An 18,180-nucleotide genomic window follows, 5' to 3' on the forward strand; every position below is an offset into this window, starting at 1 on the left:
AAAGCGCGAAAACCCCCAAACTCCAAGGAATTTGGGGGTTTTCTCATGCGGGTACTTCCCGCGTGCGCGGGAGGTTCGCCAGCAGAGCTATCCGCAGATGTGTTGCCGGTCAACGGCATCGGTGTAGCAGCTCCGGCGGCCCTGAGCACCCACGCGGGAGCTCTGGGTGGTGTCCTGAGTGCGGATGCCCGGGGTCGCCTTGATCGCCACGCTGCCGTTCGTCTCGCAGGTGGAGAGGCTTCCGGCGTCCTGACAGGTCGGGCGGGCACCTGCAACAGGCGCCATGATGCCACTGACCGAGGCCAGGCCCACCAGCAGAGCGACCATCCTGCGCTTGCTTTGATGAGTCATGTCACCTTCTCACTATTCGGGGAAGGTCGCCTGTCTCCGGTCCGTAATCGACGGGCTGAAAACCACTGACACGCCTTCCAATAACGCATGTTAGGTCGACTATATGTTTCAGCCAGATGACCGCGCCATTAACTCATGACGAACTCACATATAAGGGATTCATAGAATTACGCTGACCTGGCAACCTCTGAAAAACCGGTGAGCAAGGTCACCGGATGGTCGAGGAACCATCCCGCGCAACGGAATTCATAACGGTTGTCACCTGCGTGACTCGATTCACGGGCAGGACCACGCCAAGGTTCGGGAATCGGGATCGAGCGGCGTCTTGTTGGCTGCAGCCCGGTTGAACGCGTCCTGGCGGGCCTCCTCGACCGTGCGTCCGGCACCGCCGGCCACCACACCGGTTTCAGGGGCGTTGACATTGACGATGCACAACCGGTCGTTGGTGACCTCGTCACTGGTGCACTGGACCGCACCGGCACGCTTACACGCCGCGATCACCGCTGCGGAGGCAGCAGGGACGTCGGGCCCGGTTGCCGAGAAGCCGACGATGTCGCTGCCCCGCACCCCGGAGCCGACCGCCGCGGCGATGTCATTCGTGTCCTCGACCAAGCCCGCTGGAGCTTCAGCGCAAGCCGGCACCGCGGCGATGACGCACGCGCCGAACACCGCCACCACAGCCGCAATCACACGCCCCATGAATACGCCGGTCCTCTCGTCAATAATTCAGCGAGATTACCCGGCACTCACAGCTTTCGCTCAGCGAAGCGAGCAGCCCCGCCCGCGAGAAAAACGTAAAAAACCCCGATTTCCGAGGAAATCGGGGTTTTTCATGACTGTGCACGAAACCTAGCCGGTGACGAGTTCCACCGAGTTCGCGCGACGAAGCTTGCCCGACGGCGTCTTCGGGATGGTGCCCGGGCCCAGCACGACCACGTTGCGCGGCCGCACGTCGACCTCGGTCACGACCTCGTGCGCGACCTGGTGCTCGATCCGGCGCACTTCCACCGGGTCCTGCCAGGCGTTCGATTCGACGGCGACGGCGAAGGTCTCACGCGAATGACCGGCGTCGAGGCGCACCGCGACGGCGCAGCCCGGGCGCACGCCCTGCACGCGGCCGGCGGCCCGCTCGATGTCCGTCGGGTAGATGTTGCGGCCCGCCATGATGATGACGTCCTTCACACGACCGCAGACCACCACGTTCTGCTCTTCGGTGATGTAGCCGAGGTCACCGGTGTCGTACCAGCCGTTTTCGTCCTGCGTCGGCAGGAAACCGGCCATGGTGATGTAGCCGGGGGTGACCGATTCGCCGCGCAGCTGGATGACACCGACACCGCGCTCGGGCAGGACGTTGCCGTCCTCGTCGACGATGCGGGCCTCCAGGTCGCGCAGCAGCGGACCCAGCGAGGCGAGGCGACGGGTGTTGCCCTTCGCCGCGGGCACGGCGCGACGCAGCGCGGCCAGCAGATCGGCATCGACCTCGTCGACGACCAGGCCGGCGTTGCACGGCGAGAACGACACGGCCAGACAGGTCTCCGCCATGCCGTAGGCCGGCAGGATGGCCGACGGCTGCAGGCCGAACGGCTTGCCGGCGTCGATCAGGTCTTCGACGTCGGCGGGGTCGACGGGCTCGGCGCCGGACAGCGCGAACCGCAGGGTGGAGAGGTCGTACTCGCCCGGCTTTGCCTGCCGGCGCAGGCGCTTGGCGAACAGCGCGTAGGCGAAGTTCGGGGCCGCCGTCATGGTGCCCTTGTACTTGTCGATGAGCTTGGCCCACAGCAGGGTGTCGCGCAGGAAGTCCATCGGCGTGACCTTGACCAGCTCGGCACCGAAGTACATCGGGATGGTGAGGAAGCCGACCATGCCCATGTCGTGGAAGCAGGGCAGCCAGCTGACCATGACGTCCTTGTCGACGTCGTACTCGGCGCCGATGAACATGGCCTCGGCGTTGGAGAAGATGTTGCGGTGCGTGATCTGGACGGCCTTGGGCGAGCCGGTCGAGCCTGACGTCAGCTGCATCAGCGCGAGGTCGTCTTCGCCGGTCTCGACGGGGTCGATGGGCTCGGCTTCCAGCAGGTCGCCGACCTTGAGGACCAGCAGGCCCTTCTCTTCCAGCACGGGGGCGGCGACCAGGAACGGCTCGGAAATGATGACGGCCTTGGCCTCGATCATGCTGATGACGTTCATGGTGTCTTCAGCCCAGACGGCCAGGTCGGTCCGCGGCGTCGGCTGGTGCAGCATGGTGAGACTGCCGCCGCGCATCCAGATGCCCTGCACGGTCGGGGCGATCTCCACCGGGTAGCCGGCCAGCACGCCGATCTTGTCGCCGAGACCGATTCCGGCAGCGGCCAGGCCACCGGCGATGCGCCGGGCCCGCTCGTGGACCTCGCCCCAGGTGTGGCGCACTGGCTCGTGCGGCTCACCAGTGACCATGCCCCGCTGCGATGTACGTGCGTTGTAGTACATCTTGTCGGTAAATCGGCTCACGACAACCTCCTGAGGTCAGGCGCCACTGCCCGTCGTTCCATAGTCCGTCCGGTGCCAGGCGCACTTGTAGAGGCGCGCACGCACAATTCGGCCGCGGTTATATCTCGAATCGATGGCTCCGAGTGCGCGGGCGACGCTGCCCTGGCACGTCTCGATCCCTCACCGACACCGCCGGTGAGAGAAACCATTGCGTTCCACGCCTGGCCGCTGGCAGACACCATCGATCATCTTAAGAGACTCTTAAGTAGCTAACAAACTCTTAGCCGAATTGAGTGCTGAGTCACACCGCGATCAGGCCTGCCGACTGGGCGCCGGTACCACCCTGGCGCCGTGCACCGGGCCGCTGGCCACGCGTACCGTCCGGCACACCCCGGCGCCGGAAAGTTGGGTGCCGACCTCGACCGCGTGCTCCGCGGAGGCACACAGGAAAGCGCACGTGGGCCCCGAACCGGACACGATGCCCGCCAGCGCCCCGGCTTCGACGCCCGCCCGCAGGGTGCGCCGCAGCCCGGTGTCGAGGCTGACGGCTGCCGACTGCAGATCGTTGCCCAGCAGCGGCGCCAGTTCACGCGGGTCGCCGGACGCCAGCGCTGCCAGCAGCGGCTCGGGGTCGTCCAGCGAGGGCGGCCCACCGTCCCGGGCGTCGGCCCGGAGGTTGTCCAGTTCGGCGAACACCTTCGGCGTGGACAGTCCGCCCTCGGCGAAGGCCAGCACCCAGTGGAAGGTGCTGCGCGCCAGCACGGTCGCCAGCTGCTCGCCGCGGCCGGTCCCGAGCGCGGTACCGCCGTGCAGCGCGAACGGCACGTCGCTGCCCAGTCGGGCGGCCAGCGCGTGCAGGTCCCGCCGGGGCACGCCCAGCTCCCAGAGATTGTTCATCGCGACCAGCACGGCCGCCGCGTCGGCGCTGCCGCCGGCCATACCGCCGGCGACGGGAATCGACTTGTCGATCGAGATGGCGACATCGGGCGCCCGGCCGACGTGCTCGGCCATCAGTTCGGCGGCCCGCCAGGCGAGGTTGCGGTGGTCCGTCGGCAGTCCCTCGGCGCCGTCCCCGAGCATCTCCACCGACAGCAGGTCGGCGTTGCGGACCGTCACCTCGTCGAACAGGGAGACGGCGTGGAACACCGTGGTCAGCTCGTGGTAGCCGTCATCGCGGCAGTCACCGACGCCGAGGTACAGGTTCACCTTGCCCGGCACGCGGACGGTCACCGAACCTGTGGGTACCCACTCAGAAGCGGTATTTCCATCCGACGCAGACACGTCACGACAGTAACGCCCGCGGCGAGGGCCACAACACCAAGTGGTGAGAAACCCTGTCAGACAGGCTCAGTGGTTGGCGTCGACCTGCTGGTCGGACTCCGGAGTGGAGGCCTGCTGCTCGCGGTCCAGCTCGCCCGAACGCTGCAGCAGCCGCACGAAGTCGGCGATCGCCAGGGTCTCGCCGCGACGTGCCGGATCGATGCTGGCGGCCAGCAGTCGCTCGGCCGAGGCATTGCCCGAACCCGCCCATTCGGCGAAGGCATTGCGCGACGTCTTGCGGCGCTGCGCGAAGGCGATGTCGATCAGGTTGAACACCTGCGAACGGAAGCTGTCGTCGGTCGGCCACGGAGTCGTCTCGTGCCGGTCGATCCGGACCAGACCCGAGTAGACCCGCGGGATCGGCCAGAACACCGTCGGCGAGACCATGCCGTAGCGCCGGACATTGCCGAAGAACCGCACCTTGGCGCTGGGCACCCCGTAGTCCTTGGTGCCCGGGTCGGCGGCGAGCCGCTCGGCGACCTCGGCCTGGACCATCACCATGACGGTGCGGATGGTCGGGAATTCCGAGAGCAGGTGCAGGATGGCCGGCACCGCGACGTTGTACGGCAGGTTGGCGACCAGCGAGGTCGGCTGCTCGTCCAGGTCGGACGGCACCAGGTCGAGCACGTCGCGGTTCAGCACGGTCAACCGGCCGATCTCGCTGTGGGAGTGCTCGGCGATCGTCGTCGGCAGCTGGCGGGCCAGCACCGGGTCGATCTCGACGGCCGTCACCTTCGCGCCCCGGTCCAGCAGCGCCAGCGTCAGCGAGCCCAGACCCGGGCCCACCTCCAAGACGTGGGACTGCCGGTTCACCCCGGAGGCCGACACGATGCGGCGCACCGTATTGGCGTCATGCACGAAGTTTTGTCCGAAAGCTTTACGCGGTCGGAAATCAAGCTCTTTTGCCAGATGCCGGATTTCGGTTCGACCGAGTAGCCGGATCGTCATCGTGCCCCAATTCTCCCGCTACAAACAGGCCAGGCACCCCAACCTTGGCGGGCTCGCGTCACTTCAGCAATCGCGATCTGCTCTTCACGTGTCGCAAGATCAGCTCTCGCAGCATAACGCAGACCGCCTTGCCGCTCCCAGGTGTTCTGATCAAATTGGACTCCGCCGTAAAAACCGTTGCCGGTATTGATGGCCCAGTTGCCGGTCGACTCACACCGCGCCAGCGCGTCCCAGGCGGCAGGTTGGGTCACCGGCGGCACCTCGGTACCGGGTTTCGCGCCGATCCGCAGGACGCCGTCCCGCGCCGGCGTCAGCACCTGATTGGAGACCGGCAGCCGGCCGGTTTCGACACCGTTGACCGTGGCGACGGCGAAGGTGACGTTCTGGGTGCCGGGCTGGCCCGGATCCTCGACCACCTTGCGGCTCATGTTCAGCGCCGGATCGGGCACTGTGTTCATCGTCGGGGCCAGCGGAGATTCAGTGGTGACCTGCTGCAGCCGGATGCGGGTCACGTCGATCTGCATGCCCTCGGTCACCGGGGTGGCCGCGGCGGGGACGACGGAATCGCGCTGCTCCAGCGGCACGCCGGCGACGGCCAGCAGTCCGGCCACGTTCGCGGCGGCCAGGTGCACCTGGCGCGGCACGCCGCCGTCGACGATCGTCACGTTGCGGGCGCTGACCACCGGAAGCGACATGCCGGCCAGCGGCACGCGGGTGGCGCGGTCGGCCGCGACGGGCGCGGTGTCGGTCATGGACAGCTGCTTGAGGGCGTCCTGCACGGTGGCCGCGGTGGTCCACACCTGACGGGTGTTCTGGCCGTCCAGCGAGATCTCGAGGGGGCGGCTGCGGCGCAGCACGATGTTGTCGGACTCGTGCACGTCCTGGTCGGCCGCGGGGAACAGGTCGTCGCGCTCGCCGACGGAGAAGCCGTTCTCGGTGAGGACGTCGCCGATGCGGGTCTTCATGGTCTGCACCGTCATCGGTGCGCCGTCGATGGTGAGGGTGACGGTCTTGTGGGCCGCGACGGCGAACCCTCCGGCGACGGTCAGCGTGGCGAGGAAGGCCCCGGTCACGCCGCGCAGCATCGGCGAGCGCGCATCATGCAACTTGTTCAGAACATTCAAGGCGTCAATCCCGTGTCTGTTGGGCCCGAGATGGCCCCGAGCAGCGGCCGCGGTGACCACATAAAAGCCACCTCGACCGGGTTGATCACAGAACGGTAACGAACATGCCCAGGAGGCGGCAACCTGGACTAATGATACAGTCCATAGCTTTTCGAAGCATTTTCCGAGGTCACGGCGGCGATTTCGGCCGCTGAAGAATCTCTGATCTCGGCCAGCGCACGGACCGTGTACGGCAGGCAATACGACTCATTGGGCGCCCCGCGGAACGGATGTGGCGTCAGGAACGGCGCGTCGGTTTCGACCAGCAGCAGCTCCGCCGGAATGATCGCGGCGGCCTCGCGCAGCGCATGGGCGTTCCGGAAACTGACGGTGCCAGAGAGGCTCATGAGCCAGCCGTGATCGGCGCAGGTGCGCGCCATCTCCGCGTCCGACGAGAAGCAGTGGAAGATGACAGTCTCCGGCGCGCCCTCGGACCTGAGCATGTCGAGGACCTCGGCATCGCCGTCGCGGTTGTGGATCATCAGCGGCTTGCCGACGCGTTTGGCCAGGTCGATGTGCCAGGCGAAGGCCTCGCGCTGCGTCGCCTCGTCGGCGCAGCCGTCGAGCTTGCCCGGCCAGTACATGTCGATGCCGGTCTCCCCCACCGCGACCACGCGCGGATCGGTGGCCAGGGTCTCCAGGGTGCGTTTGGCCTCGTCGTCGAGGGCGTTGGCGCGAGTCGGATGCAGCGCGACGGCGGCGTACACGCGCGGATCGGCATGGGCCGCGCCGACCGCCCACTCGGCGGCCTCCAGGTCGTCGGCGATCGTGACCACCTTCTCGACGCCGACGGCCTCGGCCCGGTCCAGAATCACGCGGATGCTCTCGGCATCGGTCGCACCACAGGCGTCCAGGTGGGTGTGGGCGTCGACCAGTCCAGGCAGCGGTTCCGGGGCGGGCGGCTTCTCACGTTTGGCGCTCACAGCGACACCTTAAGGTGGGGGCAACATGAGCAGCCAGAATTCCCCCGGCGCCCAGGGGCCCTTCTACATCACGACCGCCATCGCGTACCCGAATGGCGCGCCGCACATCGGGCACGCCTACGAGTACATCGCCACCGACGCGATCGCCCGGTTCAAGCGGCTCGACGGCTTCGACGTCCGCTACCTGACCGGCACCGACGTGCACGGCCAGAAGATGGCCGAGGCCGCCGCGGCCGAGGGCATCTCGGCGGCGGAGCTGGCGAATCGCAACTCCGACGTGTTCCAGGCATTGCAGGAGAAGCTCAACATCTCCTTCGACCGGTTCATCCGCACCTCCGACGCCGACCACTACGAGGCGTCCAAGGAAATCTGGCGACGGATGAACGACGCCGGGGACATCTACCTCGGCACCTACGCGGGTTGGTACTCCATCCGCGACGAGCGCTTCTTCGCCGAGGACGAGACCGAGGTCCGGGACGGCGGCCGCTTCGCCATCGAGACCGGCACACCGGTCACGTGGACCGAGGAACAGACCTACTTCTTCAAGCTGTCGGCCTACACCGACCGGCTGCTGGCGCACTACGAGGAGCACCCCGAGTTCATCGGCCCCGATGTGCGCCGCAACGAGATCGTCAGCTTCGTCTCGGGCGGACTCAAGGACCTGTCGATCTCGCGGACCACGTTCGACTGGGGCGTCCCGGTCCCCGACCACCCCGAGCACGTCATGTACGTGTGGGTGGACGCGCTGACGAATTACCTGACGGGCGTTGGCTTTCCGGACACCGCGGGCGAGGCCTTCGAGAAGTACTGGCCCGCGAACCTGCACATGATCGGCAAGGACATCATCCGGTTCCACAGTGTGTACTGGCCGGCGTTCCTGATGTCGGCCGGAATCGCGCTCCCGGAACGGGTTTTCGCGCACGGCTTCATCAACGTCAAGGGCGAGAAGATGAGCAAGTCGGTGGGCAACGTGGTGGACCCCATCGCACTCATCGACGCCTTCGGCCTGGACCAGGTGCGCTACTTCTTCCTGCGCGAGGTGTCCTTCGGCCAGGACGGCAGCTACAGCGAGGAAGCCATCATCGGCCGGATCAACGCCGACCTGGCCAACGAGCTGGGCAACCTGGCGCAGCGCTCGCTGTCGATGGTCAACAAGAACCTCGGCGGAATCGTCCCGGAGCCAGGCGAATTCACCGCCGCCGACCTCGAGTTGCTCAAGCAGGCCGATGATCTGCTGGACACCGTGCGCGGCCACTACGACGTGCCGGCCATGCATCTGGCGCTGGAAGCGATCTGGCTGATGCTGGGCGCGGCCAATCGCTACTTCTCGGCCGAAGAGCCGTGGGTGCTGCGCAAGTCTCCCGCTGAGTCGGACCAGGCCCGCTTCGGCACGGTGCTATACACGACGCTGGAGGCGGTCCGGATCGCCGCGCTGCTGGTACAGCCGGTGATGCCGGCATCAGGGGGGAAGCTGCTCGATCTTCTTGGGCAGGACGCCTCGGCGCGGGACTTCCGCGCCGTCGGTACCCGACTGGCACCGGGAACGGTGCTGCCGACACCCGAGGGCGTTTTTCCCCGCTACCAAGCGGAGACCAAGGAGTAGCGAGAAAATATGGCGCAGAACGGCTTACACGAGCGGCTGCACGACGTCTACGAGGAAGTCACCCGCCGCAACGCGGGCGAGATCGAATTCCACCAGGCCGTCTACGAGGTTCTGACCAGCCTGGGCCCGGTCGTCGACCAGCACCCCGAGTACTCCGACACCGCCATCATCCGCCGGTTGTTCGAGCCGGAACGGCAGATCATCTTCCGCGTGCCGTGGATCGACGACGCCGGTGCCGAGCAGATCAACCGCGGCTTCCGCGTCGAGTTCAACTCCGCGCTTGGCCCGTTCAAGGGTGGCCTGCGGTTCCACCCGTCGGTGTACCTGGGCATCGTGAAATTCCTTGGCTTCGAACAGATTTTCAAGAACTCGCTGACCGGCCTGCCCATCGGCGGCGGCAAGGGCGGGTCGGACTTCGACCCCAAAGGCCGCTCCAAGAACGAGGTGATGCGGTTCTGCCAGTCGTTCATGACCGAGCTGTACCGGCACATCGGTGAGTACACCGACGTCCCCGCCGGCGACATCGGCGTCGGCGGCCGCGAGATCGGCTACCTGTTCGGTCAGTACAAGCGCATCACCAACCGCTACGAGTCGGGCGTCCTCACCGGTAAGGGCCTGACGTGGGGTGGTTCGCAGGTCCGCACCGAAGCCACCGGCTACGGCACGGTGTTCTTCGTCGACGAAATCCTGCGCAGCTCAGGGCAATCGTTCGACGGCAAGCAGGTGGTGGTATCCGGGTCGGGCAACGTCGCGATCTACGCCATCGAGAAAGTGCACGCGCTCGGCGGCACCGTCATCGGCTGTTCGGACTCCAGCGGCTACATCGTGGACGAGAAGGGCGTCGACCTCGAACTCCTCAAGGAGCTCAAGGAAGTGCGCCGCGGCCGGATCTCCGAGTACGTCGAAATGCGTGGTGGCGGCGCGCAATTCGTCGAAGACAACTCGATCTGGCAGTTGCCGTGCGACATCGCGCTGCCCTGCGCCACACAGAACGAATTGGACGGTGACGACGCGAAGGCGCTGATCGAGTCCGGCTGCCGGATCGTCGCCGAAGGCGCCAACATGCCGTGCACCCCGGAGGCGGTGAAGCTGTTCACCGAGGCGAAGGTCGCGTTCGCGCCCGGCAAGGCCGCCAACGCCGGCGGCGTCGCCACCAGTGCGCTGGAGATGCAGCAGAACGCGTCGCGGGATTCGTGGACGTTCGAGGAGACCGAGCAGCGGCTGGCCGAGATCATGGGCCGTATCCACGACCGCTGCCTGAGCACCGCCGACGAGTACGGACAGCCGGGCAACTACGCGGCCGGGGCCAACATCGCCGGCTTCATCCGGGTCGCCGACGCGATGTCGGCGCTCGGAGTCGTCTGACCTGGGCGTTGACCGCGATCGACGCCGGCGTCGAGTGATCTGGGCCACATCTGTGGGTAGGTTTGTCACATTCCGGGCGCCGCTGGTGTCTTGAGGGCATAACCAACCCGAAGGAGATGCAGTGATGACCGGAAACCAGAAGCCCAACCGCGTCGTCGTCATCGGCGGCGGCTACGCCGGCGCTCTGGCGGCCAATCGCGTCCGGATGCGCGACGATGTGGCCGTCACCCTGGTGAACCCGCGGCCCAAGTTCGTCGAGCGCATCCGCCTGCACCAGCACGCGGCCGGAAACTACGACGCCACCGTCGGCTACGACACCCTGCTCGGTGACGACGTCCGCCTGGTGGTCGACACCGCCACCCGCATCGACGCCGCAACCCGCACCGTCGAACTGGCGTCCGGCGACACGCTGGACTACGACTACCTGATCTACGCCGTCGGCAGCACCGGAACCGTCCCGGCATCGGTGCCCGGCGCCACCGAATTCGCCTATCCGCTGGCCGAATTCGAGCAGGCCGAGCGGCTGGCAGCCCGGCTGCAGGACGTGCCGTTGTCCGCGCAGATGGTGGTCGTCGGCGCCGGCCTGACCGGCATCGAGGCCGCTTCCGAATTCGCCGAAGCCGGCCGCAACGTCGTGCTGGTCGGCAGCAAGCTGGCGCCGTCGATGAGCGCACCGGCACGCCGCTCGGTGGCCAAGGCCCTGGCCAAGCTGGGCGTGACGGTCGTCGAGGGTGACGTCAGCTCCATCACCGCCAACCGGGTGACGTTGGCCGACGGACGCTTCATCAGCAGCGCCGTGACGGTGTGGACCGCCGGCTTCGGCACCCCGGAGCTGGCCGCCGCCAGCGGGCTGCGCACCGACGAACTGGGCCGGCTGCTGACAGACGAAACCCTGACCAGCATCGACGATCCGCGGATCGTGGCTACCGGCGACGCCGCCGCGCCGTCGGGGCAGCCGCTGCGGATGAGCTGCCAGGCCTCGAGCCCGCTCACCGTGACCGCCGTGGGCACTGTGCTGAGCCGCATCGCCGGCACCGAGCCGGCGGCGCTGGACCCGGTGTTCGCCGGATCGTGCGTCAGCCTGGGCCGCCACACAGCGACCATCCAGATCGCTCGCAAGGACGATTCGTCGACGAACTACTACATCGGTGGACGGGTCGGCGCCAAGCTGAAGGAAGCCATCTGCAAGGGCACGCTGTGGGGCATCCGGCGCGCGGCAAACAAGCCGAGCGCGGTGTTCGTGATGAAGGGTGGCAAGCGGGCCGAGCGTCTGGCGGAGGCCGTCAGCGCATGACCGGTTCCACCGGAGCAGCAGGGGGTGAACACGCCGAGCGGTTCACCCACCTGCGGCCGCTGCTCTTCACCATCGCCTACGAAATCCTGGGCTCCGCAACGGAAGCCGACGACGTGCTGCAGGACAGTTATCTGCGGTGGGCCGACGTCGATCTCGAGACGGTACGGGACACCAAGTCCTACCTGGCCCAGTTGGTCACCCGGCAGGCGTTGAACGCATTGCGGGCCGGCGCCCGGCGCCGGGAGGAGTACGTCGGCCCATGGCTGCCCGAGCCACTGCTGCTCGACGAGCGCGACGCGTCGTCGGATGTCGTTCTCGCCGAATCGGTTTCGATGGCCATGCTGGTGGTCCTGGAGACCCTGGGCCCCGACGAGCGGGCGGTGTTCGTGCTGCGAGAGGTGTTCGGGTTCGACTACGACGAAATCGCCGGGGCCGTGGGCAAATCCACCGCGGCGGTGCGCCAGGTGGCGCACCGGGCGCGCGAGCATGTGCAGGCCCGGCGCAAGCGGTTCACGCCCGACACCGAAAAATCGGCGGAGGTGACCACCCAGTTCCTGACGGCGGCCGCGACCGGCGACCTGGACGGCCTGATGACGCTGCTGGCTCCGAATGTCACCTGGACCGCCGACAGCGACGGCAAGGTCAGTGCCGCCCGTCGGCCGGTGTACGGACCGGACCGGGTTGGGCGCCTGGTGCTGGGGCTCATGCGCGGCGCCGCGGACTACGAAGCGCGCATCGACCTCGCGACCTACAACAACGCCCCGGCGCTGGTGCTGTACCTGGGCGAGCACCTCGAGGGCATCATCTTGATCGAGATCGAGGACGGCCAGATCAGCCACTTCTACGCCATGCGCAATCCCGACAAGCTCGGTGGAGTGCTGGTCGAGCGGGAGATCCGCCGCACCGTCTGACAAGCTGTGGGGCGTGCGAGTCGAGCGGTTGGCCGACCTGGGCGCCGCCCCGGGGGTCTTGAAGGCTGTCGCCGACGCCGCCGCTCGGCGCAGCCTGCCCCCGCCGGCCGCGCTGCTGGGTGACTGGTTCGGCGCGACGGCCGTCATCGCGCCGAGCGTCTCCATCGAGCCGGTGACTGCCACCGAAGTCTTCGATGCGCCACCGGGTTCCGGCGAGGTGATCGGCGGCGGCTGGTTCGGCTACCTGTCGTACCCGGACGGTGTCGGCCGCATACCGATGGCCGCGGGCGGCTGGTCGGATTGCGTGCTCCGGCAGGACGCGGCCGGGCACTGGTGGTACGAAAGCCTTTCCGGGGCAACGCTTCCCGAATGGCTCGCCGACCTGGAACCGGCGGCGCCCGCGCCGTACTCGATTGACTGGCGTCAGCCGGACCGCACCAGTCACCGCGCCGGCGTGCTGGCCTGCCTGGAGGCGATCGCCGCCGGCGAGGTGTACCAGGCCTGCGTCTGTACCCGCTTCACCGGACGGATAACCGGTGCGCCCGTTGACTTTTTCGTCGATGCCGTCGCGCGGACCGCACCGGCCCGGGCCGCGTTCGTCGCGGGCGAGTGGGGTGCGGTGGCGTCGCTGTCGCCGGAGTTGTTCCTGAGCCGCCGCGGCGAGGTCGTCACCTCTAGCCCCATCAAAGGCACGCTCCCCCTTTATCATTCGCCGTCGGAGCTGGCGTCGTCGGTCAAGGACGTCGCCGAGAACATCATGATCGTCGACCTGGTTCGCAACGATCTGAGCCGTGTCGCCACCACCGGGTCGGTCCGGGTTCCCGAACTGCTCGCGGTCAAACCCGCCCCGGGCGTCTGGCATCTGGTGTCCACGGTGACCGCACAGGTCCCGGCCGCGACGCCGATGGCGGCGGTCCTGGACGCCACCTTCCCGCCCGCCTCCGTCACCGGCACCCCGAAATGCCGCGCCCGCGAACTCCTCGCCGAATGGGAACCCTACGATCGCGGAATCTATTGCGGGACCGTTGGTTTGGCGTCACCTCTGGCGGGCACCGAACTGAACGTCGCGATCCGCACGGTGGAATTCGACGCCGACGGCGCGGCGATCCTGGGCGTCGGCGGCGGCATCACCGCCGACTCCGACCCCGACCGCGAGTGGGAAGAGTGCCTGCACAAGGCCGCCGCCATCGTCGGCCCCTGACCATCCGCGAGCAGACGTAAAACTGTCGAATTTCGCGGGAAAACGACAGTTTTGCGTCTGCTCGCGGAAGAACTGTCAGTCGCGGGACTTGAGGACGGCGTCGTAGAGCTCACGGCGCGACGGCGCACCCGGGTTCTCGGCGATCACCTGAGCGCAGGCGTCTTTGACGCGCGCTCCGTCGTCGACCAATTCCTGCACCAGCGCGACCAACGCGCCGATGTCCGCCACCGGCGTCGCTCCTGCCAGTACCACGGTGATCTCACCGAGCACGCCGTCGGCGGCCCACTCGGCCAACTCCCCCAGCGTCCCGCGCTTGATCTCCTCGTGGGTCTTGGTCAGCTCGCGGCACACCACAGCGCGCCGATCCGGCCCCAGTGCGGTCACTGCCTCGGCCAAGGTCTCGGCCAGGCGGCGCGGTGACTCGAAGAACACACACGTCCGTCGCTCGGTCGTGAACCCGGCCAGCCACGCTGCCCGGCCCTTGCGCGGTGCGAAGCCCTCGAAGCAGAACCGGTCCGAGGCCAGCCCGGACACCGCCAGCGCCGTCGTCACCGCCGACGGGCCCGGCAGGCAGCTGACCGGCAGACCCGCCTCGGCGCACGCCGCCACCAAGCGGTATCCCGGATCGCTGATCAAGGGCATCCCGGCATCGCTGACCACCAGCACGGTCTCCCCCGCGGCGACCGACTCGACGAGCCCCGCCACCCGGGACGCCTCGTTCTGGTCGAAGAAGCTGACGATGCGCCCAGCAGGACGGACATCCAGCGACGCCGCCAGCGCGCGCACCCGTCGGGTGTCCTCGGCGGCGATCACGTCGGCACTGCCCAGCGCTTCGATCAGGCGGGCCGAAGCGTCGCCGGGCTGGCCCAACGGAGTGGCCGCGAGCAGCAGCCGACCGGCGTCCGCGAGTGGACCAGAAACTGATGTCACCGGGACAGCCTACGATCGCTGACGTGACCGCCCCCGCTCTCGACGCATCCGAGGCCGAGCGCGAGGTCCCCGTGATCAGTCCGGCGCCGCTGACGCCCGCCGCCGATTTCGGCCCCACCGACCGGCTGCGCGGCTGGACCATGACCGCGGTGATCACCGCGCTGGCCATGATCACCCGGTTCCTGAACCTGGGCTCACCCACCGACGCGGGCACCCCGATCTTCGACGAGAAGCACTACGCGCCGCAGGCCTGGCAGGTGCTGCACAACAACGGCGTCGAGGACAACCCCGGCTACGGCCTGGTGGTGCATCCCCCGGTCGCCAAACAGCTGATGGCCATCGGCGAGTGGATTTTCGGCTACAACGGCGTCGGCTGGCGGTTCTCGGGCGCGGTATGCGGCGTCATCCTGGTGTTGCTGGTCGCGCGGATCGTGCGGCGCATGACGCGCTCGACTCTGTTGGGCGGCATCGCCGGGCTGCTGATCATCGCCGACGGCGTCAGCTTCGTCTCGGCGCGCACGGCCCTGCTCGACGTCTATCAGACGGTGTTCATCGTGGCGGCGTTCGGCGCGCTCCTCGTGGACCGCGACCAGGTGCGCGCCCGCATGCACGTCGCGATGACCGAAGGCCGCATCGCCGAGACGGTGTGGGGTCCGCGGCTCGGCGTGCGGTGGTGGCGCTTCGGTGCCGGTGTGCTGCTGGGGCTCGCGCTGGCGGTGAAGTGGTCGGGCCTCTACTACATGGTGTTCTTCGGCCTGATGACCGTCGCGTTCGACATCGCGGCCCGGCGCGCGTACCGCGTGCAGCGACCCTGGCTGGGCGCGCTGCGGCGCGATGTCCTGCCCGGCATGTGGGCGCTGACGCTCATCCCGGTCGGCGTCTACCTGGCGTCCTACGCGCCGTGGTTCGCCTCCGAGACCGCGATCGACCGGCACATGGAGGGCCGGAACATCGGCGAAGGGCCACTGGCCACGGTGCGCTCGCTCTGGTACTACACGCACGACGTCTACCGCTTCCATTCCGGGCTGACCAACGCCGCCGGCAATCACCACCCGTGGGAGTCGAAGCCGTGGACATGGCCGATGTCGCTGCGGCCCGTGCTCTACGCCATCGACAACAACAACGTGCCGGGCTGCGGCGCGCAGTCGTGCGTCAAGGCCGTCATGCTGGCGGGGACGCCGGCCATGTGGTTCATCGCGGTGCCGGTGCTGGCCTGGGCCGTGTGGCGGACGTTCGTCAGACGCGACTGGCGGTACGCGGCCGCGCTCACCGGCTACGCCGCGGGATACCTGCCGTGGTTCGCCGACATCGACCGGCAGATGTACTTCTTCTACGCGACGCCCATGGCGCCGTTCCTGATCATCCTGATCACGCTGATCCTCGGCGACATCCTCTATCCACGATCGACAGAACCGGAACGACGAACACTCGGGCTCCTGGTCGTCTGCTTCTACGTGGCGCTGGTGATCACCAACTTCGCCTGGATGTACCCGATCCTGACCGGGCTGCCGATCTCGCCGTCCACCTGGAACATGGAGATCGTGCTGCCCTCCTGGCGGTGATCCCTCCGGCGCATCGAACGCCTGTGCGATAGGATCGCGGGGTGTCCTTGGCGGTTCAGGGTTCGCTGTTCGACCATGCCGAACGGCGGTGGCTCGACGACGGCGCCTGGGTCGACGTCCGCGCCGGCTGGCTCACGGGCGCCGACACCCTTTTCGACGAACTGCTGACCGCAATTCCGTGGCGCGCCGAGCAGCGCCAGATGTACGACAAGGTGCTCGACGTACCGCGTCTCGTCAGCTTCCACGACCTGGCCCGGGAGCGGGCGCCGCATCCCGGGCTCGCGCGGCTGCGGGTGCGGCTCAACGACGCCTACGCCCACGAACTCGGCGAGCCGTTCACCACCGTGGGCCTGTGCCTGTATCGCGACGGCGCCGACAGCGTGGCATGGCATGGCGACACCATCGGCCGCAGCAGCACCCAGGACACCATGGTCGCGGTGCTGAGCCTCGGGGCGACAAGGGTTTTCGCGTTGCGCCCGCGTACTGCCGCCGCAGACGGCAGGCGCACCAGCGTCCGGCTACCGCAGGGCCACGGCGACCTGCTGGTGATGGGCGGCGCCTGCCAGCGCACCTGGGAGCACGCGGTACCCAAGACCGCCCGCCCCACCGGACCGCGGATCAGCATCCAGTTCCGGCCACGCGACGTGCGCTAGTTACTGGCCCCTGACCGTCGAGACCGACTTGGTCAGCAGCTCCGTCGCCTGCTGCGTGTTCACCGGCACGACGGGCCGGTCCGGCACGACGAGCGAGTTGGCGGTGACGATCACCAGGAACCTGCCGAAACCGGCGACGTAGTTGTAGAGCTGGCCGGTGGCGGGCTTGCCGTTGGCCACCGTCTCGAGAATGCGATGCGTGCCGACGGTCTTGACCCCGTCGATGGCCGGTGCCTGTACCTCTTCGACCAGACCCCGCAGCCCCGCACCGGAGAAGGCCACCTTCTTGCAGGCGTCACCCGGATCGGCCGGAGCGATCGGTTCGGACGTCTCCACCGCCAGGATGACGAACCGGTTGCCCTGGCCTTCTGCGGTGACGGCGGTCATGTTGCCCTTGGCGCCGGGTGAGACGGCCATGCCGGAGGCGAACTTGGCGCAGTCCGGTGGCTCGAATTTCAGGCCAGGGGGCAGTGTCTGCGGGGCGAACGCGCGCGGGTCGATACCCGTCGGCGCAACCGTCTTGACCTGGTATTCGGGCCCGAAAGTGCCCTTCAGATCAAGGATTTTGGTGATGTCGGGGTCGGCGACCACCTGGGCGTGGGACGTGCATGCCGCCACCAGACCGGCAGAGGCCACCGCGAGCACCGTTCTGCGCATTGTGGCGAATCTACCGGGCCGACCCGTCCACGGCCGGCAAGCCCCGCGCCGACCGCACGGCCGCGTCCAACAACGTCGCCGGGAGATCCGCGGGCAGCGCGGGCGCGACAGCCCCCGGATCGGTCACCATGGTGACCGAAACCGCCAGCGTATCGACGTAGGCGATCAGAGTCGTTGCCTGCGAATGGGTTTGCGCGCCGTTCTCGACACTGGTGGTGATGTGCGCCGTCATGCCCAGTGTCCGGGCGTCGGCGATCCGGGGTGCGTCGGTGCGGTCGACGGCCGCGCGCGCACGGCCGGTGCTCAATGTCCAGGACTGGCAGTCGCCGGCCAGCTCTGTCGCCGGGGCGTCGCCCGGCGCGGCGGTCACGTACACGATGCCGCCCGATCCTGACGCCGACCAGCCCCGCACCCCGTCAGCCGGTGCCGCCACCAACGCGCCACAGTCCGCCGGGTCCGCAACCGAACCGGACGGCATGCCCCAGAACGTCGTCGGCGCGGCGGGCGCGGGCAACGCCCCGAACTCGTAGCCCTGCAGCTCCTTGGGCAGTTGCCGGCGCATCCGACCGATGGCGGCCGGATCGGCGGGCTTCGCGGCCGCAGTGGTGGTCGGCCGCGCGGGTTCGGTGGTCGACCCGCACGCGGCGCACAGCAGAACCGCTGCCGACAACGCGAATGCGCGCATTTGCTGTTGATAGCACGGCAAACCCGCCGACCGTGGCAGATACCCGGTGCCACGCCGACGCATCTTTTGCGGACGCGGCACACCGCCGAAAGCTCGCGCCGCCCGCCGCGTCCGCCCCGTAGTCTGCATCCGACGACAGGAGACGGAA

17 protein-coding genes are annotated in these 18,180 nt (G+C 68.0%); 7 read left to right on the plus strand and 10 right to left on the minus strand.

All coding sequences use genetic code 11. The features are described from left to right. Positions 1–87 precede the first annotated feature (87 nt). From AC1U2B_RS11495 to AC1U2B_RS11525, 7 genes are all read right to left on the minus strand, one after another. Positions 88–351, minus strand: a complete 264-nt coding sequence (locus AC1U2B_RS11495; protein ID WP_110788919.1) for a hypothetical protein — start codon at positions 349–351, stop codon at positions 88–90. A 276-nt stretch (positions 352–627) separates the two neighbouring features. Then, positions 628–1,050, minus strand: coding sequence for a hypothetical protein (locus AC1U2B_RS11500; protein ID WP_043398934.1), 423 nt, complete (start codon positions 1,048–1,050; stop codon positions 628–630). Between the two features lie 150 nt (positions 1,051–1,200). Continuing rightward, positions 1,201–2,838: a fatty acyl-AMP ligase gene (locus AC1U2B_RS11505; RefSeq protein ID WP_043398932.1), complete on the minus strand. Its 1,638-nt coding sequence runs from the start codon at positions 2,836–2,838 to the stop codon at positions 1,201–1,203. A gap of 291 nt (positions 2,839–3,129) precedes the next feature. Continuing rightward, positions 3,130–4,098, minus strand: a complete 969-nt coding sequence (locus tag AC1U2B_RS11510) for a 4-(cytidine 5'-diphospho)-2-C-methyl-D-erythritol kinase (protein WP_480216900.1) — start codon at positions 4,096–4,098, stop codon at positions 3,130–3,132. A gap of 66 nt (positions 4,099–4,164) precedes the next feature. Beyond that, complete coding sequence (gene rsmA, locus AC1U2B_RS11515; RefSeq protein WP_480216901.1) at positions 4,165–5,085, minus strand: 16S rRNA (adenine(1518)-N(6)/adenine(1519)-N(6))-dimethyltransferase RsmA; 921 nt, start codon at positions 5,083–5,085, stop codon at positions 4,165–4,167. Further along, positions 5,082–6,209 carry a resuscitation-promoting factor gene (locus AC1U2B_RS11520; protein ID WP_480216902.1) on the minus strand — a complete coding sequence of 376 codons (1,128 nt, stop codon included), beginning with the start codon at positions 6,207–6,209 and terminating at the stop codon, positions 5,082–5,084. The genes rsmA and AC1U2B_RS11520 overlap by 4 nt, the downstream gene beginning before the upstream one ends. A 128-nt stretch (positions 6,210–6,337) precedes the next feature. Next, complete coding sequence (locus tag AC1U2B_RS11525; protein ID WP_480216903.1) at positions 6,338–7,171, minus strand: TatD family hydrolase; 834 nt, start codon at positions 7,169–7,171, stop codon at positions 6,338–6,340. Between the two features lie 25 nt (positions 7,172–7,196). On the opposite strand from AC1U2B_RS11525, the gene metG reads away from it, so the two are divergent. The 5 genes from metG to AC1U2B_RS11550 all read left to right on the plus strand — a co-directional run bounded on the left by metG (position 7,197) and on the right by AC1U2B_RS11550 (position 13,545). Beyond that, positions 7,197–8,774 (plus strand): methionine--tRNA ligase, encoded by a 1,578-nt coding sequence (metG, locus tag AC1U2B_RS11530; protein WP_480216904.1) that lies wholly within the window; start codon positions 7,197–7,199, stop codon positions 8,772–8,774. A gap of 9 nt (positions 8,775–8,783) precedes the next feature. Beyond that, on the plus strand, positions 8,784–10,139 hold the full coding sequence (gene gdhA / locus AC1U2B_RS11535; protein WP_480216905.1) for an NADP-specific glutamate dehydrogenase: 1,356 nt from the start codon (positions 8,784–8,786) through the stop codon (positions 10,137–10,139). Between the two features lie 124 nt (positions 10,140–10,263). Then, positions 10,264–11,433: an NAD(P)/FAD-dependent oxidoreductase gene (locus tag AC1U2B_RS11540; protein WP_480216906.1), complete on the plus strand. Its 1,170-nt coding sequence runs from the start codon at positions 10,264–10,266 to the stop codon at positions 11,431–11,433. Next, a complete protein-coding gene (locus tag AC1U2B_RS11545; protein ID WP_480216907.1) occupies positions 11,430–12,344 on the plus strand; it encodes an RNA polymerase sigma-70 factor in 915 nt (304 codons plus the stop codon). The genes AC1U2B_RS11540 and AC1U2B_RS11545 overlap by 4 nt, the downstream gene beginning before the upstream one ends. Before the next feature lie 13 nt (positions 12,345–12,357). After that, positions 12,358–13,545 (plus strand): aminodeoxychorismate synthase component I, encoded by a 1,188-nt coding sequence (locus tag AC1U2B_RS11550; RefSeq protein WP_480216908.1) that lies wholly within the window; start codon positions 12,358–12,360, stop codon positions 13,543–13,545. A 75-nt stretch (positions 13,546–13,620) separates the two neighbouring features. Here AC1U2B_RS11550 and rsmI read toward each other — a convergent pair whose 3' ends face one another. Further along, complete coding sequence (gene rsmI / locus AC1U2B_RS11555; RefSeq protein ID WP_480216909.1) at positions 13,621–14,475, minus strand: 16S rRNA (cytidine(1402)-2'-O)-methyltransferase; 855 nt, start codon at positions 14,473–14,475, stop codon at positions 13,621–13,623. A 23-nt stretch (positions 14,476–14,498) separates the two neighbouring features. Here rsmI and AC1U2B_RS11560 point away from each other — a divergent pair, with 23 nt between their 5' ends. Together AC1U2B_RS11560 and AC1U2B_RS11565 are read left to right on the plus strand one after the other, a co-directional pair. Next, the gene (locus tag AC1U2B_RS11560; RefSeq protein ID WP_418003407.1) at positions 14,499–16,037 is read left to right on the plus strand and encodes a dolichyl-phosphate-mannose--protein mannosyltransferase; all 1,539 of its coding nucleotides are present in this window, start codon (positions 14,499–14,501) and stop codon (positions 16,035–16,037) included. A 41-nt stretch (positions 16,038–16,078) separates the two neighbouring features. Further along, positions 16,079–16,690 (plus strand): alpha-ketoglutarate-dependent dioxygenase AlkB, encoded by a 612-nt coding sequence (locus AC1U2B_RS11565; RefSeq protein WP_043398896.1) that lies wholly within the window; start codon positions 16,079–16,081, stop codon positions 16,688–16,690. Here AC1U2B_RS11565 and AC1U2B_RS11570 read toward each other — a convergent pair whose 3' ends face one another. After that, positions 16,691–17,347, minus strand: coding sequence for a DUF5642 family protein (locus AC1U2B_RS11570; protein WP_480216910.1), 657 nt, complete (start codon positions 17,345–17,347; stop codon positions 16,691–16,693). A 10-nt stretch (positions 17,348–17,357) separates the two neighbouring features. Next, a complete protein-coding gene (locus AC1U2B_RS11575) occupies positions 17,358–18,032 on the minus strand; it encodes a DUF5642 family protein (RefSeq protein WP_480216911.1) in 675 nt (224 codons plus the stop codon). Between the last annotated feature and the right edge of the window lie 148 nt (positions 18,033–18,180).

The sequence above is a fragment of the Mycolicibacterium sp. P4_G11 genome (assembly GCF_056555145.1).